The following is a 24,083-nucleotide window of genomic DNA, read 5'->3' as shown; positions in this document are numbered from 1 at the left end:
CCATCTGCTGAATCTGCGCACCCATCGTGGCAGTGGTGAAACGCCACCGAACGGGTTCAAACCGGCAGCCTTACGGGCGAACGCACTCATGGCACCAGAGCAGTCGCCCCAGTTCACGCCACCCCACACATACGGGGAGCCCGTCAGCGGGCCGGACGCACCCTCACCCTCAGCGAGGCGACGCAGAATGCCGCCGTCAGCGAACCGGCGAACACCATCAACGCCAGCAGCCTGCGCCAAACGCTTGACACCACCACAGCGATAGCACCCAGCAACCCCGAAAGGCTGTTCGGCACATTCCCATCCGGAATGAGCTGGTAACCAAACATGTCCGCGACTGTCGCGAGAATGCTCGTCGACCTGGACCGCTTCCCCGGGGCCAGAGGAATGAACGCCTCACCACCAGTCTCAGGTTCAGCCCACTGCACCAGAGTGTTCGGGCGCGCCTTCTCGATGACCGCCTGGTTCGGCAACTTCCCATTCGCATACTGCTCGAGATCCCGAATACCGCCCTGTGCGTAGCGGCGAACCGAGCCGTCAGCATTGTTCGCCAGACCGGGACCGCGCCACACCTGGCCACTCGGGGTAGTGTCGCCGAGGTTGAGACCACGAGTCTGCACATTGATGTATGCCTGACGCTCCCGGGCGGCCCGATCTAGCTCAGTGTTGATGAGACCGAGCTTCTGCATAATCGCAGCGATCTCCATATCCACCTTGGGATTCGCGGTGGTCTGCGAGAGGGTATTCAGCTGCTCCATCGACACGGCTTTGCCCTGCAGCAACTGGTCAATAACTAGCCCAGCAGCCGGCGACACAGCGGTACGATCCAGCCCTTCAAGCGCTCCCCGGGCCTCACTATTTCGCAGATCGAACATAGCCTTGTCGAGGTCGACCTTCGGGTTCGCCCGCAGCGCATTCAGCACGGCGATGTTCTGCGTAACCATCAGAATCTTCGCCCGAGCATCCGCATCATCCGCAGTGATCTTCACCTGATTGGTGTTCGGAATCCGCTCAACCGTCGCACCCAGCCGCTCCAGCAGACCCTGCGTCTCCTTGGTAACCGCCGAACTGTCGATCGTCATCGTCTTCTGGGTCGGCATGTCATTCCACTTGGCGGAGATCGCCGCCAATTGCTGGACCGCCTCAGGGGCACCCTTCAGGGCCACCGTCACTTCGACGTCATCAAGACCGAGTTTGTCTGCAGCGGCACGGATCTGCTCACCAGTCAGGCCATACTGCCGCGCCAACTGGGCGAGAGCCTCCTGGTTCTGACGATTCCGCTCCGTCATATCAGCACCCGACGCGGCAGCATCAGTTGTGGCGTCCACAATGTCCACCAGCGATTGCCGGAGCGCAGCACCATTCTTCGTTGCCGTGTCGATGCCCAGCTTCTGACTCAGGAGCGCCGCACCGAACCCCTCAGACTGGTTGATAGCCTCCTTGGTCGAGTCAGCAACCTGACGCATCACGTCGTTGTGACGGGCAATCGCCTCACCCTCAGTGCGGGCGGGGTTCAACGCATCGAGCGCCGACTTCAGCGCCCGTGTCTTCTCCGCCGCGGTCGACGTCTTGTCGCCCAGGACGCGCATTGCCTCGCCGAGTTCGGAGACGCCAGGCGCCACGCGCCCAGCCGCCTCGCGCTGGCGCATGAACTCATCACGGATCTTCGAGAGCTGGCCCGCCGCCATGATGCCGCCCTCGCCAGTGGCGGCAAGTCGGTCACCAAGCAGCTTCCACTGTCCGTCGGAGCCGTACAGAGAGCGGGCGACTTCTTCGTTGGACATCCCGAGATCGCGGATCGCCTTTTCAGCCGCCATGGCTCGCTCGGCGTTCTCATTCAGCACTTCGTTCGAGCCGGATGCCATCTTGAAGAGGCCGCCGACCTCTTTGAGCTGTTCCCACGTCGACTTGTGCTGATCGGCGGCAGTGCTCAGCGTCTTCTGGTACGCCCCAACCTGTTCCGCAGCCTTGGCCCAGGTGTCATCGTTCATGGCACCGCGGGACTCACGGAAAGCGGCACCCATCAGCCTCTGGGACTCCGCAAGCTCCTTCACCGCCTGCGACTGAGCCTTCGCCTTCTGCGTCGCATCGGCGTGAGCCTGCGCGCCCATCATCAGATATGCGGCACCAGCCATGAGCGCGATATTCAAAGGGCCGCCCAATGCCGCAGACAGTCCACCGGCCGCCCCACGTAGTGCGCTGAGTCCGCCGGAAGCGGCCATTCCCGCGTTGGCACCAAGGACGCGGATATGGGCGCCGGCCGTCGAGAGCTGCGGGTTCGCCTGCCGGATGTAGCCAAGCGAGGTCCGATAGGCGTCGGTGAAGTTGCCGATTGCCGGACGCACACCGCCGAACGCCGTTCCGACACGACTGATTCCCGTATGCATCGGGCCGAGCGCCGTCGTGACGCGCCCCAGGATTGCGGGCACGGTTCGGAACGCCAACCACGCCGCGAGCGCTGCGGTGACGTAACCCGGATGCGCCTCCATGAGATCGCCGACAGTCTGAAGCACCGGGGCGAGTCCTTGCAGAATCCCCGACGCCGTCTGGACCGTCGCCAGGAACACCTGCCAGCCGCCGACGCCGAGCGACGCAGACGCTTCCGCGAGTGCCGCCCCAATCGTACGCGCTGCAGGACCGAGTTCCATCAGTGAATCCCACAGCGCCGTAAAGGTTTCGGCCGCTCGATCAAGAGCTCCCGAGCCCTCGAGGGTTGCATACAGACCCTTGAGCTGCGGCACCCACTGGTCGAAGATCTTGGCGTCCGCGGCGAGCGCGAAATCCTTCATCTTCGGGGTGAGATCGTTTACTGCTTCGGTCAGGCCGACAACGCCGCCCTTGGCGCGGAGAAGGAACGGCTCCATGCCCGCAGCCGACAGGCGGCCCATCGCGGTCCGGAAGTTGGCGAGCTTCGCGGGAAGGGTCTCGCCCATCTCCTTCGCGAGGTTGCCGGTGCCCTGGTTGATCGCCGTGACGACCTGGTCGAACGAGATCTTGCCCTCTTCGCCGAGGGTGCGGACCTCGGCAGTCGTCTTGCCGATCGACTTCGCAATGAGGTCATAGATCGGCACGCCGCGCTGGGCCAGCTGCAACGCCTCCGAGCCCATCAACTTGCCCGACGCCTTGATCTGCATCATCACGAGGCCGATGTCCTGCGCCGAGGCGCCAGAGGCCGCAGAGATGTTCACCAACGCCTTCACAGCGTTGTTCATGTCGTCGCCCGCCGCCACGCCAGCACCGCCCAGCATCGCTGCTGCCGCCGCTGCATCAGCCAGCGAAGTCGAGGTGCCGGTGACGATGTCATTCAGATCGGCAAGCTGACGCTTCGTGTCACCGGCCGACAGCCCCATATTGCGGAACTGGATGTCCGCCTTCTCCAGGGTGGTGATCCGGTTGTAGCCTGCCGACAGGGCATCCTGCAGCACCTTCGATGCTGCGCCCGCCGCCTTCGACACGCCAATCCCCAGCGCCGTGCCGAGGGCGGTGGACATCGTGTGACCCATGCGACGCCCAGTGTCACCAGCGCCGCGTTCAGCACCATTGAGCGCGTTACGGATGCCAGGAGCGATACGGCTCGTCTCTGGAACGATGGAAATGTAGGCAACACCTAGCTCCGTGGCCACGCTGCCACCCCCTTTGCTTGCCGCCAGAAATGACGAACACCCCAGAGGCTCATGGCCTTAGGGGTGTTCGTTGAGTCCGTATGTATGCGCTGTTTCTAGGCCTTTCGACCGAGGTACTCGATCGCGCTTCGCAGCACGTTCGGGTCATCCTTCAGTAGGCCCAATCCGCGGTTGCACGATCCGCAGAGGAATCCGCGGACGCACTGCCCGCAGGTTCGCCACTGCTTACTCCGTGGAGGGCAGCAGCTGTGGTCATGGTCGATATGTAGCGCCCCCACGCGCTCGCCGCAGATGTCGCAGCCCCGATTCATCGCGGCCGCGTACTCCTCCGGGGTGATTCCGTACTTCAGATATCGGCGCGCTTCGGGGGATTCTCTACCGCAGGTGCGGCACCACTGAGTGTCGGTGCGCTGAAGCCTCGCCCCGGTGCGCCGCTGTAGGGAGAAGTCCTGCCCGCATAGCCGACATTTCGCCGTCGTTGGGCGACGCCCGTTGTATCGAGAGTCGGTTTGCTGACAGCCCCTCGAGCAGTGCTTACGGCGCCCCGACCCCTTCGGGACACCTGCCCCGCAAACGACGCACACCCATTCCTTCGACCACGTGTCCGGCCGGAGTTCGCCGTGGCGATCAAGCTGAACCCGGTGCGAGTCGCACACCGTCTGCATGCCCCGCGTAGGGCGGTCGCATGTGGGGTGCTCGCAGATGGGGCGACATTCGTCGGAGCAGTACGCATGCTGTCCGGGACCTCGGTCGATGGGTGATCCACATGTCGGACATGGACGTCGGGTTCGGGTAGCCTTCACGGCAGCCCCTCCTTGGTGCTTCAAGCGAGTGGGTTAGGCCCCGGCTGGTGTTGGTAGCACCTCCGGGGTCGCTCCATTCTATCTCGGGTCGTCGCACTGACGGCTTATCCTGTCGAGATGAAACGTGCATGCATTGCCATCCCAGTAATCGCATTCGCCCTCGCCGCCTCTGGGTGCAGCGACCGAAGCCCCGAGGCCGGTAAGGCTCCTGCGACATCGTCGGCCTCCGCACCTGCCCCTGCAGTCGCAGGTGCGTACACGTCAGTGAGTCAACTCGCGGCCGGACTAACTTCAGCCGGCTTCCCATGCCTGGTTACTGACGCAACCTCGGGGCCGAAGGCTGAGCACGGATCGTGCCCACTAACCCCAACGGCCGAAGCTCGACTGAGTGTGTGGTTCTCAGAAGACCTCGCCTCGAAGGGAATCGCTGCATCGGTAAAGCACTCTGACATCACGGGAGACATCACTGGCGATCGCCACTACTACGTAACGGGACCAACCTGGCTGATCAGCCTCGACCAGAACGCGGTCATGGCAGGCCAGATTGCGGGACAGTTCGGCGGCGAACTAGTGAAGTCCGGTGATATCTAGCGCATCGACGCCGCGACCGCCCGAGCCTTCTCAGCCTCGCTGGGACCTTCGCCCTCGGTAGCTTCGGCAGCGTCATCCCGAGGCGGCCCATACCGGGCCGGGAAGTAGATCTCAGGCACTTCGTTAAACGTGGTCAACGCCTGCATGTATCGGAGGTCGGAAACGATCGTCGCCACCTCCGACAAGAGCATCACAGACGGATCAGACCACAGCCAAGTGTCAGGATTCCATGCCCGGAACAGCTCCATTGCGTGGTCTGTGCGAGCCCTGCGGACAATAGCCCGCAGGTCAGTCCATGAAAACCAGGGCTTCCCGAGATCCCGCAACCTGAGGCCGCGGGAAATCAGGTCGTACTCGATGGCCTCCCCGTGCTCGTCTAGGAGTCGGCGGAGGCCGAAGATTCCCCCACTGTGATGTCAGGATCTTCGAGCTGCTTCTTGATCCACTGGATGGTGCCCTCAGGGATCTTCGTCATCAGGAGCTTGTACTCGGCAGCCGACACGTACGGCTTGAGCCACCGGAGGGTGACTTCCTTCTCCTCGAAACCCTTCAGGGTTTCCTCTGCGTCGACCGGGCGCGGCAGCGTCTTCTCCGCGCTGTTGAGGCTGTTCGCCCATTCGGCGATCTTCACATCCGCTTCCCCGAACGGGGTGATCCAGTCCTGGTACTTCTTGATCTCGGCGGGGTCCATCCACTTGCGCGGCGGCATCGACACCAGTACCGGATCGCGCCCGGGGATGGGGACGGCGAACTTCAACAGGTGATCGTCGGACGAGGGGGCTACTGCGTAGCCTTCGGGAACAGACATGGTTTGACCAGGAACCTTTCAACATTGGGATAGAACTTCAACCAGGAGCAGCCCCGGCCTGGCAAAAGGACGCGGCTCCTGGTCAGGGACAACATGACACCCCTTCGCCAGGCCGAGATTGTGTGCCCGGGGAGGCTAGATACCTCCCCGGGCAAGACGGGTCAGCTACCCGAAGTGGCGGCGATGCCGTCCACGTCGCCGAACTCGTCGACGTAGTCGCCGTTGGAGTTGCGGAACGCTCGGATCGTCAACTCCACGCCCGACGCGTCCTGCGACTCGTCCTTCCACTCCGCGATCTCCGAGACGCGGCCCTTCTCCACGACGTACGTCTTGAACTTCTTGCCGCACTTCGTGGCGAACACGTGGGCCGACAGCGGAAGCTGCGACGAGTTGTGGCGGACGTGGTAGCGCTGCCCCTTGCCGCCGGCAGCGGGGATGAGGGTGACGTTGTCGTCACCTGCGACGGTCCGCTTCACCGACGGCAGGTCGACGTCGAGCAGCTTGATCTTGAAGCTGGTGCCGTACTCGGTCTGCACATCGACGTAGTCGCCACCGTCGAAGTCCTTGACGGTGTTCGAGGTGCGGGTGATGCCGACCGACAGGCCGTCGACCGCCGCGGTTCCGTGGTCCTCGAACGCGGCGTTCAGGTCTTCCGGCGACTCGACCGGAGCGGTGGGAAGCGTGGTACCCAGAGGTGCCCGCCAGTAGACGCCGCCGTCGAGCGACTGCGCCACGTAAGAGTGTTCGACTGCCATTGTTTTGCCCCTTTCAGGCGAGGTGACCAGGAGCCGCGAAAGGGTTATTCAGTTAGGAGACTTTAGGTTCGGAGCACGAAGAGTGTCCCGGTGAACTGGAACCGGGAATGCTTTTCATAGTCCGGGTTGGGATAGTCGGCCAGGCTGTTCATGACCCAGTCGGTTACCCACAGGCCTGCCCATGGGCCGCCCGAGGATGCAGCCTGGAATCCGTCCGCGACTGAGCCATCGATCTGACCATCGTCCGGACGCGATTCCAGGCTGCATCCTCGGGCGGCCCATGGGCAGGCCTGTGGGTAACCGACTGGGTCATGAACAGCCTGGCCGACTATCCCAACCCGGACTATGAAAAGCATTCCCGGTTCCAGTTCACCGGGACACTCTTCGTGCTCCGAACCTAAAGTCTCCTAACTGAATAACCCTTTCGCGGCTCCTGGTCACCTCGCCTGAAAGGGGCAAAACAATGGCAGTCGAACACTCTTACGTGGCGCAGTCGCTCGACGGCGGCGTCTACTGGCGGGCACCTCTGGGTACCACGCTTCCCACCGCTCCGGTCGAGTCGCCGGAAGACCTGAACGCCGCGTTCGAGGACCACGGAACCGCGGCGGTCGACGGCCTGTCGGTCGGCATCACCCGCACCTCGAACACCGTCAAGGACTTCGACGGTGGCGACTACGTCGATGTGCAGACCGAGTACGGCACCAGCTTCAAGATCAAGCTGCTCGACGTCGACCTGCCGTCGGTGAAGCGGACCGTCGCAGGTGACGACAACGTCACCCTCATCCCCGCTGCCGGCGGCAAGGGGCAGCGCTACCACGTCCGCCACAACTCGTCGCAGCTTCCGCTGTCGGCCCACGTGTTCGCCACGAAGTGCGGCAAGAAGTTCAAGACGTACGTCGTGGAGAAGGGCCGCGTCTCGGAGATCGCGGAGTGGAAGGACGAGTCGCAGGACGCGTCGGGCGTGGAGTTGACGATCCGAGCGTTCCGCAACTCCAACGGCGACTACGTCGACGAGTTCGGCGACGTGGACGGCATCGCCGCCACTTCGGGTAGCTGACCCGTCTTGCCCGGGAGGTATCTAGCCTCCCCGGGCACACAATCTCGGCCTGGCGAAGGGGTGTCATGTTGTCCCTGACCAGGAGCCGCGTCCTTTTGCCAGGCCGGGGCTGCTCCTGGTTGAAGTTCTATCCCAATGTTGAAAGGTTCCTGGTCAAACCATGTCTGTTCCCGAAGGCTACGCAGTAGCCCCCTCGTCCGACGATCACCTGTTGAAGTTCGCCGTCCCCATCCCCGGGCGCGATCCGGTACTGGTGTCGATGCCGCCGCGCAAGTGGATGGACCCCGCCGAGATCAAGAAGTACCAGGACTGGATCACCCCGTTCGGGGAAGCGGATGTGAAGATCGCCGAATGGGCGAACAGCCTCAACAGCGCGGAGAAGACGCTGCCGCGCCCGGTCGACGCAGAGGAAACCCTGAAGGGTTTCGAGGAGAAGGAAGTCACCCTCCGGTGGCTCAAGCCGTACGTGTCGGCTGCCGAGTACAAGCTCCTGATGACGAAGATCCCTGAGGGCACCATCCAGTGGATCAAGAAGCAGCTCGAAGATCCTGACATCACAGTGGGGGAATCTTCGGCCTCCGCCGACTCCTAGACGAGCACGGGGAGGCCATCGAGTACGACCTGATTTCCCGCGGCCTCAGGTTGCGGGATCTCGGGAAGCCCTGGTTTTCATGGACTGACCTGCGGGCTATTGTCCGCAGGGCTCGCACAGACCACGCAATGGAGCTGTTCCGGGCATGGAATCCTGACACTTGGCTGTGGTCTGATCCGTCTGTGATGCTCTTGTCGGAGGTGGCGACGATCGTTTCCGACCTCCGATACATGCAGGCGTTGACCACGTTTAACGAAGTGCCTGAGATCTACTTCCCGGCCCGGTATGGGCCGCCTCGGGATGACGCTGCCGAAGCTACCGAGGGCGAAGGTCCCAGCGAGGCTGAGAAGGCTCGGGCGGTCGCGGCGTCGATGCGCTAGATATCACCGGACTTCACTAGTTCGCCGCCGAACTGTCCCGCAATCTGGCCTGCCATGACCGCGTTCTGGTCGAGGCTGATCAGCCAGGTTGGTCCCGTTACGTAGTAGTGGCGATCGCCAGTGATGTCTCCCGTGATGTCAGAGTGCTTTACCGATGCAGCGATTCCCTTCGAGGCGAGGTCTTCTGAGAACCACACACTCAGTCGAGCTTCGGCCGTTGGGGTTAGTGGGCACGATCCGTGCTCAGCCTTCGGCCCCGAGGTTGCGTCAGTAACCAGGCATGGGAAGCCGGCTGAAGTTAGTCCGGCCGCGAGTTGACTCACTGACGTGTACGCACCTGCGACTGCAGGGGCAGGTGCGGAGGCCGACGATGTCGCAGGAGCCTTACCGGCCTCGGGGCTTCGGTCGCTGCACCCAGAGGCGGCGAGGGCGAATGCGATTACTGGGATGGCAATGCATGCACGTTTCATCTCGACAGGATAAGCCGTCAGTGCGACGACCCGAGATAGAATGGAGCGACCCCGGAGGTGCTACCAACACCAGCCGGGGCCTAACCCACTCGCTTGAAGCACCAAGGAGGGGCTGCCGTGAAGGCTACCCGAACCCGACGTCCATGTCCGACATGTGGATCACCCATCGACCGAGGTCCCGGACAGCATGCGTACTGCTCCGACGAATGTCGCCCCATCTGCGAGCACCCCACATGCGACCGCCCTACGCGGGGCATGCAGACGGTGTGCGACTCGCACCGGGTTCAGCTTGATCGCCACGGCGAACTCCGGCCGGACACGTGGTCGAAGGAATGGGTGTGCGTCGTTTGCGGGGCAGGTGTCCCGAAGGGGTCGGGGCGCCGTAAGCACTGCTCGAGGGGCTGTCAGCAAACCGACTCTCGATACAACGGGCGTCGCCCAACGACGGCGAAATGTCGGCTATGCGGGCAGGACTTCTCCCTACAGCGGCGCACCGGGGCGAGGCTTCAGCGCACCGACACTCAGTGGTGCCGCACCTGCGGTAGAGAATCCCCCGAAGCGCGCCGATATCTGAAGTACGGAATCACCCCGGAGGAGTACGCGGCCGCGATGAATCGGGGCTGCGACATCTGCGGCGAGCGCGTGGGGGCGCTACATATCGACCATGACCACAGCTGCTGCCCTCCACGGAGTAAGCAGTGGCGAACCTGCGGGCAGTGCGTCCGCGGATTCCTCTGCGGATCGTGCAACCGCGGATTGGGCCTACTGAAGGATGACCCGAACGTGCTGCGAAGCGCGATCGAGTACCTCGGTCGAAAGGCCTAGAAACAGCGCATACATACGGACTCAACGAACACCCCTAAGGCCATGAGCCTCTGGGGTGTTCGTCATTTCTGGCGGCAAGCAAAGGGGGTGGCAGCGTGGCCACGGAGCTAGGTGTTGCCTACATTTCCATCGTTCCAGAGACGAGCCGTATCGCTCCTGGCATCCGTAACGCGCTCAATGGTGCTGAACGCGGCGCTGGTGACACTGGGCGTCGCATGGGTCACACGATGTCCACCGCCCTCGGCACGGCGCTGGGGATTGGCGTGTCGAAGGCGGCGGGCGCAGCATCGAAGGTGCTGCAGGATGCCCTGTCGGCAGGCTACAACCGGATCACCACCCTGGAGAAGGCGGACATCCAGTTCCGCAATATGGGGCTGTCGGCCGGTGACACGAAGCGTCAGCTTGCCGATCTGAATGACATCGTCACCGGCACCTCGACTTCGCTGGCTGATGCAGCGGCGGCAGCAGCGATGCTGGGCGGTGCTGGCGTGGCGGCGGGCGACGACATGAACAACGCTGTGAAGGCGTTGGTGAACATCTCTGCGGCCTCTGGCGCCTCGGCGCAGGACATCGGCCTCGTGATGATGCAGATCAAGGCGTCGGGCAAGTTGATGGGCTCGGAGGCGTTGCAGCTGGCCCAGCGCGGCGTGCCGATCTATGACCTCATTGCGAAGTCGATCGGCAAGACGACTGCCGAGGTCCGCACCCTCGGCGAAGAGGGCAAGATCTCGTTCGACCAGGTCGTCACGGCGATCAACCAGGGCACCGGCAACCTCGCGAAGGAGATGGGCGAGACCCTTCCCGCGAAGCTCGCCAACTTCCGGACCGCGATGGGCCGCCTGTCGGCTGCGGGCATGGAGCCGTTCCTTCTCCGCGCCAAGGGCGGCGTTGTCGGCCTGACCGAAGCAGTAAACGATCTCACCCCGAAGATGAAGGATTTCGCGCTCGCCGCGGACGCCAAGATCTTCGACCAGTGGGTGCCGCAGCTCAAGGGTCTGTATGCAACCCTCGAGGGCTCGGGAGCTCTTGATCGAGCGGCCGAAACCTTTACGGCGCTGTGGGATTCACTGATGGAACTCGGTCCTGCAGCGCGTACGATTGGGGCGGCACTCGCGGAAGCGTCTGCGTCGCTCGGCGTCGGCGGCTGGCAGGTGTTCCTGGCGACGGTCCAGACGGCGTCGGGGATTCTGCAAGGACTCGCCCCGGTGCTTCAGACTGTCGGCGATCTCATGGAGGCGCATCCGGGTTACGTCACCGCAGCGCTCGCGGCGTGGTTGGCGTTCCGAACCGTGCCCGCAATCCTGGGGCGCGTCACGACGGCGCTCGGCCCGATGCATACGGGAATCAGTCGTGTCGGAACGGCGTTCGGCGGTGTGCGTCCGGCAATCGGCAACTTCACCGACGCCTATCGGACCTCGCTTGGCTACATCCGGCAGGCGAACCCGCAGCTCTCGACGGCCGGCGCCCATATCCGCGTCCTTGGTGCCAACGCGGGAATGGCCGCTTCCGGCGGACTCAGCGCACTACGTGGGGCGGCCGGTGGACTGTCTGCGGCATTGGGCGGCCCTTTGAATATCGCGCTCATGGCTGGTGCCGCATATCTGATGATGGGCGCGCAGGCTCACGCCGATGCGACGCAGAAGGCGAAGGCTCAGTCGCAGGCGGTGAAGGAGCTTGCGGAGTCCCAGAGGCTGATGGGTGCCGCTTTCCGTGAGTCCCGCGGTGCCATGAACGATGACACCTGGGCCAAGGCTGCGGAACAGGTTGGGGCGTACCAGAAGACGCTGAGCACTGCCGCCGATCAGCACAAGTCGACGTGGGAACAGCTCAAAGAGGTCGGCGGCCTCTTCAAGATGGCATCCGGCTCGAACGAAGTGCTGAATGAGAACGCCGAGCGAGCCATGGCGGCTGAAAAGGCGATCCGCGATCTCGGGATGTCCAACGAAGAAGTCGCCCGCTCTCTGTACGGCTCCGACGGACAGTGGAAGCTGCTTGGTGACCGACTTGCCGCCACTGGCGAGGGCGGCATCATGGCGGCGGGCCAGCTCTCGAAGATCCGTGATGAGTTCATGCGCCAGCGCGAGGCGGCTGGGCGCGTGGCGCCTGGCGTCTCCGAACTCGGCGAGGCAATGCGCGTCCTGGGCGACAAGACGTCGACCGCGGCGGAGAAGACACGGGCGCTGAAGTCGGCGCTCGATGCGTTGAACCCCGCCCGCACTGAGGGTGAGGCGATTGCCCGTCACAACGACGTGATGCGTCAGGTTGCTGACTCGACCAAGGAGGCTATCAACCAGTCTGAGGGGTTCGGTGCGGCGCTCCTGAGTCAGAAGCTGGGCATCGACACGGCAACGAAGAATGGTGCTGCGCTCCGGCAATCGCTGGTGGACATTGTGGACGCCACAACTGATGCTGCCGCGTCGGGTGCTGATATGACGGAGCGGAATCGTCAGAACCAGGAGGCTCTCGCCCAGTTGGCGCGGCAGTATGGCCTGACTGGTGAGCAGATCCGTGCCGCTGCAGACAAACTCGGTCTTGATGACGTCGAAGTGACGGTGGCCCTGAAGGGTGCCCCTGAGGCGGTCCAGCAATTGGCGGCGATCTCCGCCAAGTGGAATGACATGCCGACCCAGAAGACGATGACGATCGACAGTTCGGCGGTTACCAAGGAGACGCAGGGTCTGCTGGAGCGGCTGGGTGCGACGGTTGAGCGGATTCCGAACACCAATCAGGTGAAGATCACTGCGGATGATGCGGATGCTCGGGCGAAGATTCTGATGGTTACGCAGAACATCGCCGTGCTGAATGCGCTGCGGGCGAACCCGAAGGTCGACCTCGACAAGGCTATGTTCGATCTGCGAAATAGTGAGGCCCGGGGAGCGCTTGAAGGGCTGGATCGTACCGCTGTGTCGCCGGCTGCTGGGCTAGTTATTGACCAGTTGCTGCAGGGCAAAGCCGTGTCGATGGAGCAGCTGAATACCCTCTCGCAGACCACCGCGAATCCCAAGGTGGATATGGAGATCGCTGCGATTATGCAGAAGCTCGGTCTCATCAACACTGAGCTAGATCGGGCCGCCCGGGAGCGTCAGGCATACATCAATGTGCAGACTCGTGGTCTCAACCTCGGCGACACTACCCGAGTGGCCAGGTGTGGCGCGGTCCCGGTCTGGCGAACAATGCTGACGGCTCGGTTCGCCGCTACGCACAGGGCGGTATTCGGGATCTCGAGCAGTATGCGAATGGGAAGTTGCCGAACCAGGCGGTCATCGAGAAGGCGCGCCCGAACACTCTGGTGCAGTGGGCTGAACCTGAGACTGGTGGTGAGGCGTTCATTCCTCTGGCCCCGGGGAAGCGGTCCAGGTCGACGAGCATTCTCGCGACAGTCGCGGACATGTTTGGTTACCAGCTCATTCCGGATGGGAATGTGCCGAACAGCCTTTCGGGGTTGCTGGGTGCTATCGCTGGTGGTGGTGTCAAGCGTTTGGCGCAGGCTGCTGGCGTTGATGGTGTTCGCCGGTTCGCTGACGGCGGCATTCTGCGTCGCCTCGCTGAGGGTGAGGGTGCGTCCGGCCCGCTGACGGGCTCCCCGTATGTGTGGGGTGGCGTGAACTGGGGCGACTGCTCTGGTGCCATGAGTGCGTTCGCCCGTAAGGCTGCCGGTTTGGACCCGTTCGGTGGGCGTTTCACCACTGCCACGATGGGTGCGCAGATTCAGCAGATGGGTGGCCAGTTGGGTCGCGGGTCGTCTGGGGATATGCGGTTCGGCTGGTACAACGGCGGCGCCGGGGGTGGGCATACTGCCGGCACTCTCCCGGATGGGACGAACGTTGAGATGGGCGGCCAGAACGGTGGCGGCATGCTGGGCGGCTCTGTGGGGCTGATGATCCGCAGTTTTCTGAGCATGCGTTCATCAAGGTTGATCCGTCGTGGACTGATCCGGGTTCTGATTCGGGTGGTTGGGTGCAGCGTCCGGATGGGACGTGGGTGCAGACCGGCCCGGGCGGATACGACGCCACAGGCGGTTCAGGCACCTCGGGCAGTAGCACTGGGGATAAGAGCATTTCGGGCCGCCTCGGTGCCGTGGCGAACACGTTCGTGTCCGAGCAGATCGCGGACATGCTCAAGGTGTTCTCCATCAACGACACCCCCGGCATCCTGGGCGCCCTCGCTGAATACGAGAACTCGCAGCAGCAATCGGGTTCGGGGACGAAGGTGTCGCCGGAGGAGCGTGAGCGGGCGAAGGCCGAGTATGACGCGGCGAAGGACTCCCTCAAGTCCGACTATGAGAACGCGAAGCTGACTCGGAAGCAGGACTACGACCGCAAGAAGCAAGATCTCGAGAACCAGTTCACGCTCAAGAAGATCGATCGCGCCACCTACGAACGTCAGCTGAACGATCTCAAGCACAAGTTTGAGAACGACGAGCTGGCGAAGAAGCAGGAGTACGACTCCCGTGTGGCGGAGGCCAAGTCGAAGTATGACTCTGCGACGGGCAAGACACCGAAGCCGGGTGAGGCGGGGTCTGATCCGTCGGCTGCTCTGGGGTTGAAGCAGAAGTACGAGGACGAGAAGCTCGCACGGAAGCAGCAGTACGACCAGGAGAAGGCTGCCCGTAAGGAACGGTACGAGGCCGATAAGAAGGCTCTGCAGGCGCAGAAGCTCGACAAGGATCTGAACAAGCGACGTTCGGATGAGTTGAAGGCCCAGTACGACTCGGATATGGCGGGGATGAAGGCCCGCTATGAGTCGGCGGAGTTGGCGAAGAAGCAGGAGTTTGAGCGTTCTGCCCAGTCGGCTCCGTCGGTGGGTGCCCGCCCGGGTGTGACTGATCCGGGGACGGTGAAGCCTCGTCCTGGCGAAGACCTCGGCGGCACGGCTGCTGGTGGTGCGCCGACGGGGAATGCGATCAAGGACGCGTTCCGGTCCGGTTTGCGTGAGGCGTGGCGTCAGGGTCCTCCGTGGGAGGCCACCGACTGGATCATCAACAAAGAGTCCAGCTGGAATCCGACCGCCACAAATCCGTCGTCGGGGGCGTTCGGTCTGCCCCAGTTCTTGGGATCGACGAAGGACCAGTATCTGCCGGATTCGTCACCCGATCCGCGGGTGCAGGGCGAAGCCTATGACCGATATGTGGGTGACCGTTACGGCGACCCGCTGAAGGCGAAGGATCACCACGTCAACGCCGGCTGGTACGAGCGGGGTGGTGTCATCCACGAGGGTGCGAACATCATGCTCAACGGGCTGGGGCACAAGGAAACTGCGCTGCCGTTCGATCCGCGGGATCTGAAAGCCTCACTCGACCGTGGCGGGGCGGCCCCGGCTGTCCTCGTTGAGAAGCTGGACCAACTCATCTCCGTGATCTCCGCAATGGACGGCGGGACAACGAACGTCACCCTGCGAGACGAACGCGCCTACTACGAGCGGGAACGCCGCCAGCAGCGGGCACGGCACAAGGCTATGAGCGGAGGCCGCTAGATGGGGATGCAGATCACCCTTATCGGTACGTCGGGGATGCGGTGGCCTGTCCACGGCATCGAACGGCATGCCGGCCTCACCCTCAGTGAGGGTGGGGTGGAAGGTCTCATCGATTCTCCCGTGGAAACGCAGTGGGTGGAGGACACGGAGATGGGTGTCGTGTTCGGTGGGGTGCGGTATCTGCCCCGCGACATGACCCTCGGTTTCTATGTGTCGGATGCGTTGTCGGATGAGACGGAGATCGGGCGTCTTGAGTCTGATTTCCGTATGGATTTCGCAGCCCAGCCGGATGAGTGGGATGCCAACTTTCAGCACACTCAGGTTGAGGTGGGGTCGGATCTGTCGGGTGAGCGTCGTTTGACGATGCAGCTTCGGGAAGCTCCCGAGTTGAAGACCCAGCGTGACCCGTACACGCAGCAGTTTTATGACATCACGTATGAGTTGCGGGCGCCGATGCCGTTGTGGGATTCCGGCAAAGAGGTGACGGTGTTTGAGGGTTCGGGGACGTCGGGGTCGGGGACGATTCTGGTGTCGAATCCGACGGACACTCCGTTGCGGCAGACGTGGGTGTTGACGCGCGGGAAGTGGACGTTGCCTGATCCGTCGTGGCGTGGCAAGCGGGGGCAGCGCGCCCCGTCAGGTCCGTACGCGGCGCGGACGGTCGCCCTACCCGAGATCACATCGAGCGATCAGGGTGTGCGGATCACCCGGGAACGCCGCAAGCTGCATGCGATGACGTTCACCGGCTCCAACTTCCTCGGGCGGATGAACGGGCAGTGGATCATTCACGACATCCCCCCATACACGCCGCCCACCTTGTTGCCGATCTCCTACACCAACGCCCCTGCGGGTGGTGCCCGGGCTGAGCTGCATCAGCCGCGTCTGTGGACTCGCCCTGTCGGACTTGAGATGCCGGGACTGTCATGACTGCACCTGTAATCGACTACGACACCCTGACGCTTCAGGAGAAGTGTGAAGCGATCTGGGAGGTTACGGCGGCGGAGGAACGCCGTCTGGCGAAGATGCAACGCACCCAGCCGGGGGTGTTCATTTTCGACGGCCACCAACGGCTACAGCACCTCCTATTGGAGGTTGCTGACCTGGCGGTGGAGGACAAGGAAAACGACACCGGCTCCATCACCCTGTCGATCCCATTCGAGCATCCGGTGGCGCAGTGGATGAACGACGACATCGGCCGCATCAAGCGTGGTGAGGGCGAGTTCTTCCACATCGATGTGGAACACAACGGTATCCGTGTCACGGGCCGCTATGACGAGAAGACGGTGAAGAAGGATGGGATGGGGCAGCGGATGCTGCACGTCACATTCCTCACCGACTACGAAAACCTGAAGTGGATCGACGTCTGGTCGAATCCGTTCCTGCCCGCCATCTTCCAGTTCCCCCGCATCTTCCTGTTGGCCGGACCCTCCATCTGGGTGCTGAAAACAGCGCTCCTGCTGCAGCTGTGGCGCATCAACTCGAGTATCTGGCAAATCCCAGACGACCCCATGAACCCCTCCACCTGGTTGGACGGGTTGGACATGTCGAACTGGGACATCGTCATCAAACCCACCACCTTCCTCCAAGACATGGCCGCCGGCACAACGTGGTCGCTGTTCATGTCCAGGTGGGGGAAGTGGCATGACCGGGCAGAGATGATCCTGAAGGACGCCGAACTGTCCGTGGTCACCCGCCGCTACCGCAAAGGCGACCCCGAACCATGGCCAGGAGCTTTCCTCACCGGAATCAAGGACGGAGCCTTGGTCGTCGACATCGTCGACAAATCCGGCCACATGGAAGGCGCAGCCAACGGCGGCACCATCTTCGACGGCTTCACCCGCACCATCCGCCAACTGATCGGCGACTTCATCGAAGACGCCGAAACCGAGCTGACGGGGGCACCCACCTGGCCGTCAAAGTTCTACCAAGACATGTTCGGCACCCCCAAAGGCTTCCCGTTCGTCCACTTCCCCGCAGACTCCGGCATCGAAACCGAATTCACCACAACACCATCCAAGGGCGTCATCATCAACGCCGGCGGACAATCAGCCCCCGGAGTGAACGAACTCATCAGCGCTGGCATCCAGACGGTCGGCGACCTCGTCACATCCAACCTGAATATCGGCGGCTACGGAATTGGCGCGCAAGGTGGCGCCATCGATGCGGTGTTGAAGCCGTTTTATACGGACACGGTGTTGGCGTGGATTTCGGTGAAGTTGCCTCATCGGATTGCGCAGTCCGGGTCGTCGCATTACAAGGAGTATCACCTTGACCTGCCGGGGAAGGCGTACACGCTGTCGTCGGTGATGGCGATTCGTGCGGGGATTGTGGCGACGGCGCGGAAGAAGAACGCCAAGGTGAAGGTGACGGCGTTGACTCCGTATGTGGTGGGTTGGCCTGGGTATGGCCACCTCTACAAGGGTGATCGTGGTTCGTTTGAGGTGGCTGGTGATACGCGCCGTGAGATTCATGTTGAGCGGGTGATGTCGGCGAAGTTGGAGTGGTCGGCGGATCATTTTGCGCAGTGGGAACTCGAGTTTGGTCCGCGTGAGGATGAGGACCCGATGACTCGTTTGATGCGTGAGATTGCTGGTTTGGCGACTGCTGCGTCGAGCTCGCCGAACACTCGAGCATCGTCACGCACTCCAAACGATGCGATCGACGCAGTCATCGGTCCATCGCTCACGCGGACCAAACTCGAGTTCCCACTGCGCAAAATGATCCGCCGACCACTCCACTTCGCCGACATCACCCGCTCAACATGAATCTCACGGCGCGTATCACCAGCCACCTCAAACGAACCACGATCACCCTTGTAGAGGTGGCCATACCCAGGCCAACCCACCACATACGGAGTCAACGCCGTCACCTTCACCTTGGCGTTCTTCTTCCGCGCCGTCGCCACAATCCCCGCACGAATCGCCATCACCGACGACAGCGTGTACGCCTTCCCCGGCAGGTCAAGGTGATACTCCTTGTAATGCGACGACCCGGACTGCGCAATCCGATGAGGCAACTTCACCGAAATCCACGCCAACACCGTGTCCGTATAAAACGGCTTCAACACCGCATCGATGGCGCCACCTTGCGCGCCAATTCCGTAGCCGCCGATATTCAGGTTGGATGTGACGAGGTCGCCGACCGTCTGGATGCCAGCGCTGATGAGTTCGTTCACTCCGGGGGCTGATTGTCCGCCGGCGTTGATGATGACGCCCTTGGATGGTGTTGTGGTGAATTCGGTTTCGATGCCGGAGTCTGCGGGGAAGTGGACGAACGGGAAGCCTTTGGGGGTGCCGAACATGTCTTGGTAGAACTTTGACGGCCAGGTGGGTGCCCCCGTCAGCTCGGTTTCGGCGTCTTCGATGAAGTCGCCGATCAGTTGGCGGATGGTGCGGGTGAAGCCGTCGAAGATGGTGCCGCCGTTGGCTGCGCCTTCCATGTGGCCGGATTTGTCGACGATGTCGACGACCAAGGCTCCGTCCTTGATTCCGGTGAGGAAAGCTCCTGGCCATGGTTCGGGGTCGCCTTTGCGGTAGCGGCGGGTGACCACGGACAGTTCGGCGTCCTTCAGGATCATCTCTGCCCGGTCATGCCACTTCCCCCACCTGGACATGAACAGCGACCACGTTGTGCCGGCGGCCATGTCTTGGAGGAAGGTGGTGGGTTTGATGACGATGTCCCAGTTCGACATGTCCAACCCGTCCAACCAGGTGGAGGGGTTCATGGGGTCGTCTGGGATTTGCCAGATACTCGAGTTGATGCGCCACAGCTGCAGCAGGAGCGCTGTTTTCAGCACCCAGATGGAGGGTCCGGCCAACAGGAAGATGCGGGGGAACTGGAAGATGGCGGGCAGGAACGGATTCGACCAGACGTCGATCCACTTCAGGTTTTCGTAGTCGGTGAGGAATGTGACGTGCAGCATCCGCTGCCCCATCCCATCCTTCTTCACCGTCTTCTCGTCATAGCGGCCCGTGACACGGATACCGTTGTGTTCCACATCGATGTGGAAGAACTCGCCCTCACCACGCTTGATGCGGCCGATGTCGTCGTTCATCCACTGCGCCACCGGATGCTCGAATGGGATCGACAGGGTGATGGAGCCGGTGTCGTTTTCCTTGTCCTCCACCGCCAGGTCAGCAACCTCCAATAGGAGGTGCTGTAGCCGTTGGTGGCCGTCGAAAATGAACACCCCCGGCTGGGTGCGTTGCATCTTCGCCAGACGGCGTTCCTCCGCCGCCGTAACCTCCCAGATCGCTTCACACTTCTCCTGAAGCGTCAGGGTGTCGTAGTCGATTACAGGTGCAGTCATGACAGTCCCGGCATCTCAAGTCCGACAGGGCGAGTCCACAGACGCGGCTGATGCAGCTCAGCCCGGGCACCACCCGCAGGGGCGTTGGTGTAGGAGATCGGCAACAAGGTGGGCGGCGTGTATGGGGGGATGTCGTGAATGATCCACTGCCCGTTCATCCGCCCGAGGAAGTTGGAGCCGGTGAACGTCATCGCATGCAGCTTGCGGCGTTCCCGGGTGATCCGCACACCCTGATCGCTCGATGTGATCTCGGGTAGGGCGACCGTCCGCGCCGCGTACGGACCTGACGGGGCGCGCTGCCCCCGCTTGCCACGCCACGACGGATCAGGCAACGTCCACTTCCCGCGCGTCAACACCCACGTCTGCCGCAACGGAGTGTCCGTCGGATTCGACACCAGAATCGTCCCCGACCCCGACGTCCCCGAACCCTCAAACACCGTCACCTCTTTGCCGGAATCCCACAACGGCATCGGCGCCCGCAACTCATACGTGATGTCATAAAACTGCTGCGTGTACGGGTCACGCTGGGTCTTCAACTCGGGAGCTTCCCGAAGCTGCATCGTCAAACGACGCTCACCCGACAGATCCGACCCCACCTCAACCTGAGTGTGCTGAAAGTTGGCATCCCACTCATCCGGCTGGGCTGCGAAATCCATACGGAAATCAGACTCAAGACGCCCGATCTCCGTCTCATCCGACAACGCATCCGACACATAGAAACCGAGGGTCATGTCGCGGGGCAGATACCGCACCCCACCGAACACGACACCCATCTCCGTGTCCTCCACCCACTGCGTTTCCACGGGAGAATCGATGAGACCTTCCACCCCACCCTCACTGAGGGTGAGGCCGGCATGCCGTTCGATGCCGTGGACAGGCCACCGCATCCCCGACGTACCGATAAGGGTGATCTGCATCCCCATCTAGCGGCCTCCGCTCATAGCCTTGTGCCGTGCCCGCTGCTGGCGGCGTTCCCGCTCGTAGTAGGCGCGTTCGTCTCGCAGGGTGACGTTCGTTGTCCCGCCGTCCATTGCGGAGATCACGGAGATGAGTTGGTCCAGCTTCTCAACGAGGACAGCCGGGGCCGCCCCGCCACGGTCGAGTGAGGCTTTCAGATCCCGCGGATCGAACGGCAGCGCAGTTTCCTTGTGCCCCAGCCCGTTGAGCATGATGTTCGCACCCTCGTGGATGACACCACCCCGCTCGTACCAGCCGGCGTTGACGTGGTGATCCTTCGCCTTCAGCGGGTCGCCGTAACGGTCACCCACATATCGGTCATAGGCTTCGCCCTGCACCCGCGGATCGGGTGACGAATCCGGCAGATACTGGTCCTTCGTCGATCCCAAGAACTGGGGCAGACCGAACGCCCCCGACGACGGATTTGTGGCGGTCGGATTCCAGCTGGACTCTTTGTTGATGATCCAGTCGGTGGCCTCCCACGGAGGACCCTGACGCCACGCCTCACGCAAACCGGACCGGAACGCGTCCTTGATCGCATTCCCCGTCGGCGCACCACCAGCAGCCGTGCCGCCGAGGTCTTCGCCAGGACGAGGCTTCACCGTCCCCGGATCAGTCACACCCGGGCGGGCACCCACCGACGGAGCCGACTGGGCAGAACGCTCAAACTCCTGCTTCTTCGCCAACTCCGCCGACTCATAGCGGGCCTTCATCCCCGCCATATCCGAGTCGTACTGGGCCTTCAACTCATCCGAACGTCGCTTGTTCAGATCCTTGTCGAGCTTCTGCGCCTGCAGAGCCTTCTTATCGGCCTCGTACCGTTCCTTACGGGCAGCCTTCTCCTGGTCGTACTGCTGCTTCCGTGCGAGCTTCTCGTCCTCGTACTTCTGCTTCAACCCCAGAGCAGCCGACGGATCAGACCCCGCCTCACCCGGCTTCGGTGTCTTGCCCGTCGCAGAGTCATACTTCGACTTGGCCTCCGCCACACGGGAGTCGTACTCCTGCTTCTTCGCCAGCTCGTCGTTCTCAAACTTGTGCTTGAGATCGTTCAGCTGACGTTCGTAGGTGGCGCGATCGATCTTCTTGAGCGTGAACTGGTTCTCGAGATCTTGCTTCTTGCGGTCGTAGTCCTGCTTCCGAGTCAGCTTCGCGTTCTCATAGTCGGACTTGAGGGAGTCCTTCGCCGCGTCATACTCGGCCTTCGCCCGCTCACGCTCCTCCGGCGACACCTTCGTCCCCGAACCCGATTGCTGCTGCGAGTTCTCGTATTCAGCGAGGGCGCCCAGGATGCCGGGGTGTCGTTGATGGAGAACACCTTGAGCATGTCCGCGATCTGCTCGGACACGAACGTGTTCGCCACGGCACCGAGGCGGCCCGAAATGCTCTTATCCCCAGTGCTACTGCCCGAGGTGCCTGAACCGCCTGTGGCGTCGTATCCGCCCGGGCCGGTCTGCACCCACGTCCCATCCGGACGCTGCACCCAACCACCCGAATCAGAACCCGGATCAGTCCACGACGGATCAACCTTGATGAACGCATGCTCAGAAAACTGCGGATCATCAGCCCCACAGAGCCGCCCAGCATGCCGCCACCGTTCTGGCCGCCCATCTCAACGTTCGTCCCATCCGGGAGAGTGCCGGCAGTATGCCCACCCCGGCGCCGCCGTTGTACCAGCCGAACCGCATATCCCCAGACGACCCGCGACCCAACTGGCCACCCATCTGCTGAATCTGCGCACCCATCGTGGCAGTGGTGAAACGCCCACCGAACGGGTCCAAACCGGCAGCCTTACGGGCGAACGCACTCATGGCACCAGAGCAGTCGCCCCAGTTCACGCCACCCCACACATACGGGAGCCCGTCAGCGGGCCGGACGCACCCTCACCCTCAGCGAGGCGACGCAGAATGCCGCCGTCAGCGAACCGGCGAACACCATCAACGCCAGCAGCCTGCGCCAAACGCTTGACACCACCACCAGCGATAGCACCCAGCAACCCGAAAGGCTGTTCGGCACATTCCCATCCGGAATGAGCTGGTAACCAAACATGTCCGCGACTGTCGCGAGAATGCTCGTCGACCTGGACCGCTTCCCCGGGGCCAGAGGAATGAACGCCTCACCACCAGTCTCAGGTTCAGCCCACTGCACCAGAGTGTTCGGGCGCGCCTTCTCGATGACCGCCTGGTTCGGCAACTTCCCATTCGCATACTGCTCGAGATCCCGAATACCGCCCTGTGCGTAGCGGCGAACCGAGCCGTCAGCATTGTTCGCCAGACCGGGACCGCGCCACACCTGGCCACTCGGGGTAGTGTCGCCGAGGTTGAGACCACGAGTCTGCACATTGATGTATGCCTGACGCTCCGGGCGGCCCGATCTAGCTCAGTGTTGATGAGACCGAGCTTCTGCATAATCGCAGCGATCTCCATATCCACCTTGGGATTCGCGGTGGTCTGCGAGAGGTATTCAGCTGCTCCATCGACACGGCTTTGCCCTGCAGCAACTGGTCAATAACTAGCCCAGCAGCCGGCGACACAGCGGTACGATCCAGCCCTTCAAGCGCTCCCCGGGCCTCACTATTTCGCAGATCGAACATAGCCTTGTCGAGGTCGACCTTCGGTTCGCCCGCAGCGCATTCAGCACGGCGATGTTCTGCGTAACCATCAGAATCTTCGCCCGAGCATCCGCATCATCCGCAGTGATCTTCACCTGATTGGTGTTCGGAATCCGCTCAACCGTCGCACCCAGCCGCTCCAGCAGACCCTGCGTCTCCTTGGTAACCGCCGAACTGTCGATCGTCATCGTCTTCTGGGTCGGCATGTCATTCCACTTGGCGGAGATCGCCGCCAATTGCTGGACCGCCTCAGGGGCACCCTTCAGGGCCACCGTCACTTCGACGTCATCAAGACCGAGTTTGTCTGCAGCGGCACGGATCTGCTCACCAGTCAGGCCATACTGCCGCGCCAACTGGGCGAGAGCCTCCTGGTTCTGACGATTCCGCTCCGTCATATCAGCACCCGACGCGGCAGCATCAGTTGTGGCGTCCACAATGTCCACCAGCGATTGCCGGAGCGCAGCACCATTCTTCGTTGCCGTGTCGATGCCCAGCTTCTGACTCAGGAGCGCCGCACCGAACCCCTCAGACTGGTTGATAGCCTCCTTGGTCGAGTCAGCAACCTGACGCATCACGTCGTTGTGACGGGCAATCGCCTCACCCTCAGTGCGGGCGGGGTTCAACGCAATCGAGCGCCGACTTCAGCGCCCGTGTCTTCTCCGCCGCGGTCGACGTCTGTCGCCCAGGACGCGCATTGCCTCGCCGAGTTCGGAGACGCCAGGCGCCACGCGCCCAGCCGCCTCGCGCTGGCGCATGAACTCATCACGGATCTTCGAGAGCTGGCCCGCCGCCATGATGCCGCCCTCGCCAGTGGCGGCAAGTCGGTCACCAAG

General features: G+C 62.6%; 19 protein-coding genes and 1 pseudogene. 9 read left to right on the top strand and 11 right to left on the bottom strand.

What is annotated here, in order from left to right:
- Positions 1-143: 143 nt before the first annotated feature.
- Together BLU62_RS01665 and BLU62_RS34700 are read right to left on the bottom strand one after the other, a co-directional pair.
- Complete coding sequence (locus BLU62_RS01665) at positions 144-3,491, bottom strand: tape measure protein (protein ID WP_159441514.1); 3,348 nt, start codon at positions 3,489-3,491, stop codon at positions 144-146.
- 227 nt (positions 3,492-3,718) lie between these two features.
- Positions 3,719-4,288 (bottom strand): endonuclease domain-containing protein, encoded by a 570-nt coding sequence (locus BLU62_RS34700; protein WP_099047818.1) that lies wholly within the window; start codon positions 4,286-4,288, stop codon positions 3,719-3,721.
- A gap of 528 nt (positions 4,289-4,816) precedes the next feature.
- Here BLU62_RS34700 and BLU62_RS01655 point away from each other — a divergent pair.
- Positions 4,817-5,017, top strand: a complete 201-nt coding sequence (locus BLU62_RS01655) for a hypothetical protein (protein WP_074847866.1) — start codon at positions 4,817-4,819, stop codon at positions 5,015-5,017.
- Positions 5,018-5,393: 376 nt separating this feature from the next.
- On the opposite strand, the gene BLU62_RS01645 is transcribed toward BLU62_RS01655, so the two are convergent.
- Both BLU62_RS01645 and BLU62_RS01640 read right to left on the bottom strand, forming a co-directional pair.
- Complete coding sequence (locus BLU62_RS01645; protein WP_074848129.1) at positions 5,394-5,825, bottom strand: hypothetical protein; 432 nt, start codon at positions 5,823-5,825, stop codon at positions 5,394-5,396.
- Positions 5,826-5,986: 161 nt separating this feature from the next.
- A complete protein-coding gene (locus BLU62_RS01640; protein WP_139179902.1) occupies positions 5,987-6,580 on the bottom strand; it encodes a hypothetical protein in 594 nt (197 codons plus the stop codon).
- Between the two features lie 463 nt (positions 6,581-7,043).
- On the opposite strand from BLU62_RS01640, the gene BLU62_RS01635 reads away from it, so the two are divergent.
- A complete protein-coding gene (locus tag BLU62_RS01635) occupies positions 7,044-7,637 on the top strand; it encodes a hypothetical protein (RefSeq protein ID WP_139179902.1) in 594 nt (197 codons plus the stop codon).
- A 160-nt stretch (positions 7,638-7,797) separates the two neighbouring features.
- Positions 7,798-8,229 (top strand): hypothetical protein, encoded by a 432-nt coding sequence (locus BLU62_RS01630; protein ID WP_074848129.1) that lies wholly within the window; start codon positions 7,798-7,800, stop codon positions 8,227-8,229.
- Between the two features lie 376 nt (positions 8,230-8,605).
- Here BLU62_RS01630 and BLU62_RS01620 read toward each other — a convergent pair whose 3' ends face one another.
- Positions 8,606-8,806 (bottom strand): hypothetical protein, encoded by a 201-nt coding sequence (locus BLU62_RS01620; protein ID WP_074847866.1) that lies wholly within the window; start codon positions 8,804-8,806, stop codon positions 8,606-8,608.
- A gap of 528 nt (positions 8,807-9,334) precedes the next feature.
- Here BLU62_RS01620 and BLU62_RS34695 point away from each other — a divergent pair.
- From BLU62_RS34695 to BLU62_RS01595, 5 genes are all read left to right on the top strand, one after another.
- The gene (locus tag BLU62_RS34695) at positions 9,335-9,904 is read left to right on the top strand and encodes an endonuclease domain-containing protein (protein ID WP_099047818.1); all 570 of its coding nucleotides are present in this window, start codon (positions 9,335-9,337) and stop codon (positions 9,902-9,904) included.
- Between the two features lie 227 nt (positions 9,905-10,131).
- A complete protein-coding gene (locus tag BLU62_RS01610) occupies positions 10,132-13,479 on the top strand; it encodes a tape measure protein (RefSeq protein ID WP_159441513.1) in 3,348 nt (1,115 codons plus the stop codon).
- Positions 13,480-13,981: 502 nt separating this feature from the next.
- Positions 13,982-15,376: an aggregation-promoting factor C-terminal-like domain-containing protein gene (locus tag BLU62_RS01605; RefSeq protein ID WP_074848124.1), complete on the top strand. Its 1,395-nt coding sequence runs from the start codon at positions 13,982-13,984 to the stop codon at positions 15,374-15,376.
- A 6-nt stretch (positions 15,377-15,382) separates the two neighbouring features.
- Positions 15,383-16,303 (top strand): hypothetical protein, encoded by a 921-nt coding sequence (locus BLU62_RS01600; protein WP_139179915.1) that lies wholly within the window; start codon positions 15,383-15,385, stop codon positions 16,301-16,303.
- Positions 16,300-18,141 (top strand): Gp37-like protein, encoded by a 1,842-nt coding sequence (locus tag BLU62_RS01595; protein ID WP_074848122.1) that lies wholly within the window; start codon positions 16,300-16,302, stop codon positions 18,139-18,141. Before BLU62_RS01600 ends, BLU62_RS01595 begins: the two co-directional genes overlap by 4 nt.
- A 38-nt stretch (positions 18,142-18,179) precedes the next feature.
- Here BLU62_RS01595 and BLU62_RS35050 read toward each other — a convergent pair.
- From BLU62_RS35050 to BLU62_RS01560, 6 genes and pseudogenes are all read right to left on the bottom strand, one after another.
- A pseudogene (locus BLU62_RS35050) lies at positions 18,180-19,586 on the bottom strand (Gp37-like protein); the annotation flags it as partial.
- 95 nt (positions 19,587-19,681) lie between these two features.
- Positions 19,682-20,602 carry a hypothetical protein gene (locus BLU62_RS01580; RefSeq protein WP_139179915.1) on the bottom strand — a complete coding sequence of 307 codons (921 nt, stop codon included), beginning with the start codon at positions 20,600-20,602 and terminating at the stop codon, positions 19,682-19,684.
- A 6-nt stretch (positions 20,603-20,608) separates the two neighbouring features.
- Positions 20,609-21,871, bottom strand: a complete 1,263-nt coding sequence (locus tag BLU62_RS01575; RefSeq protein ID WP_074848117.1) for an aggregation-promoting factor C-terminal-like domain-containing protein — start codon at positions 21,869-21,871, stop codon at positions 20,609-20,611.
- A 330-nt stretch (positions 21,872-22,201) separates the two neighbouring features.
- The gene (locus BLU62_RS01570; RefSeq protein ID WP_074848114.1) at positions 22,202-22,450 is read right to left on the bottom strand and encodes a hypothetical protein; all 249 of its coding nucleotides are present in this window, start codon (positions 22,448-22,450) and stop codon (positions 22,202-22,204) included.
- Positions 22,451-22,502: 52 nt separating this feature from the next.
- Positions 22,503-22,832: a hypothetical protein gene (locus BLU62_RS01565; protein WP_159441512.1), complete on the bottom strand. Its 330-nt coding sequence runs from the start codon at positions 22,830-22,832 to the stop codon at positions 22,503-22,505.
- Between the two features lie 318 nt (positions 22,833-23,150).
- Positions 23,151-23,822 carry a hypothetical protein gene (locus BLU62_RS01560; RefSeq protein WP_074848109.1) on the bottom strand — a complete coding sequence of 224 codons (672 nt, stop codon included), beginning with the start codon at positions 23,820-23,822 and terminating at the stop codon, positions 23,151-23,153.
- Between the two features lie 78 nt (positions 23,823-23,900).
- Between BLU62_RS01560 and BLU62_RS33140 the strand changes: the two genes are divergently transcribed.
- Positions 23,901-24,083: hypothetical protein (locus BLU62_RS33140; protein ID WP_208863587.1), on the top strand; the 183-nt coding region annotated here is incomplete at its 3' end.

The organism is Gordonia westfalica (assembly GCF_900105725.1).
Classification (GTDB): Bacteria; Actinomycetota; Actinomycetes; order Mycobacteriales; family Mycobacteriaceae; genus Gordonia; species Gordonia westfalica.
The sequence above is the reverse complement of the archived record's forward strand: the minus strand, read 5'-3'. Positions and strand labels throughout refer to the sequence as shown.

Excerpts from the sequence above, each read along its gene's own strand:
- BLU62_RS34700 (WP_099047818.1), bottom strand. The coding sequence starts at position 4,288 with ATGCAGACGGTGTGCGACTCGCACCGGGTTCAGCTTGATCGCCACGGC.
- BLU62_RS01635 (WP_139179902.1), top strand. The coding sequence starts at position 7,044 with ATGGCAGTCGAACACTCTTACGTGGCGCAGTCGCTCGACGGCGGCGTC.
- BLU62_RS01645 (WP_074848129.1), bottom strand. The coding sequence starts at position 5,825 with ATGTCTGTTCCCGAAGGCTACGCAGTAGCCCCCTCGTCCGACGATCAC.
- BLU62_RS01630 (WP_074848129.1), top strand. The coding sequence starts at position 7,798 with ATGTCTGTTCCCGAAGGCTACGCAGTAGCCCCCTCGTCCGACGATCAC.
- BLU62_RS01580 (WP_139179915.1), bottom strand. The coding sequence starts at position 20,602 with ATGCAGATCACCCTTATCGGTACGTCGGGGATGCGGTGGCCTGTCCAC.
- BLU62_RS01595 (WP_074848122.1), top strand. The coding sequence starts at position 16,300 with ATGACTGCACCTGTAATCGACTACGACACCCTGACGCTTCAGGAGAAG.
- BLU62_RS01570 (WP_074848114.1), bottom strand. The coding sequence starts at position 22,450 with ATGAGTGCGTTCGCCCGTAAGGCTGCCGGTTTGGACCCGTTCGGTGGG.
- BLU62_RS34695 (WP_099047818.1), top strand. The coding sequence starts at position 9,335 with ATGCAGACGGTGTGCGACTCGCACCGGGTTCAGCTTGATCGCCACGGC.
- BLU62_RS01665 (WP_159441514.1), bottom strand. The coding sequence starts at position 3,491 with ATGTCCACCGCCCTCGGCACGGCGCTGGGGATTGGCGTGTCGAAGGCG.
- BLU62_RS01600 (WP_139179915.1), top strand. The coding sequence starts at position 15,383 with ATGCAGATCACCCTTATCGGTACGTCGGGGATGCGGTGGCCTGTCCAC.
- BLU62_RS01640 (WP_139179902.1), bottom strand. The coding sequence starts at position 6,580 with ATGGCAGTCGAACACTCTTACGTGGCGCAGTCGCTCGACGGCGGCGTC.
- BLU62_RS01560 (WP_074848109.1), bottom strand. The coding sequence starts at position 23,822 with ATGCGTCAGGTTGCTGACTCGACCAAGGAGGCTATCAACCAGTCTGAG.
- BLU62_RS01610 (WP_159441513.1), top strand. The coding sequence starts at position 10,132 with ATGTCCACCGCCCTCGGCACGGCGCTGGGGATTGGCGTGTCGAAGGCG.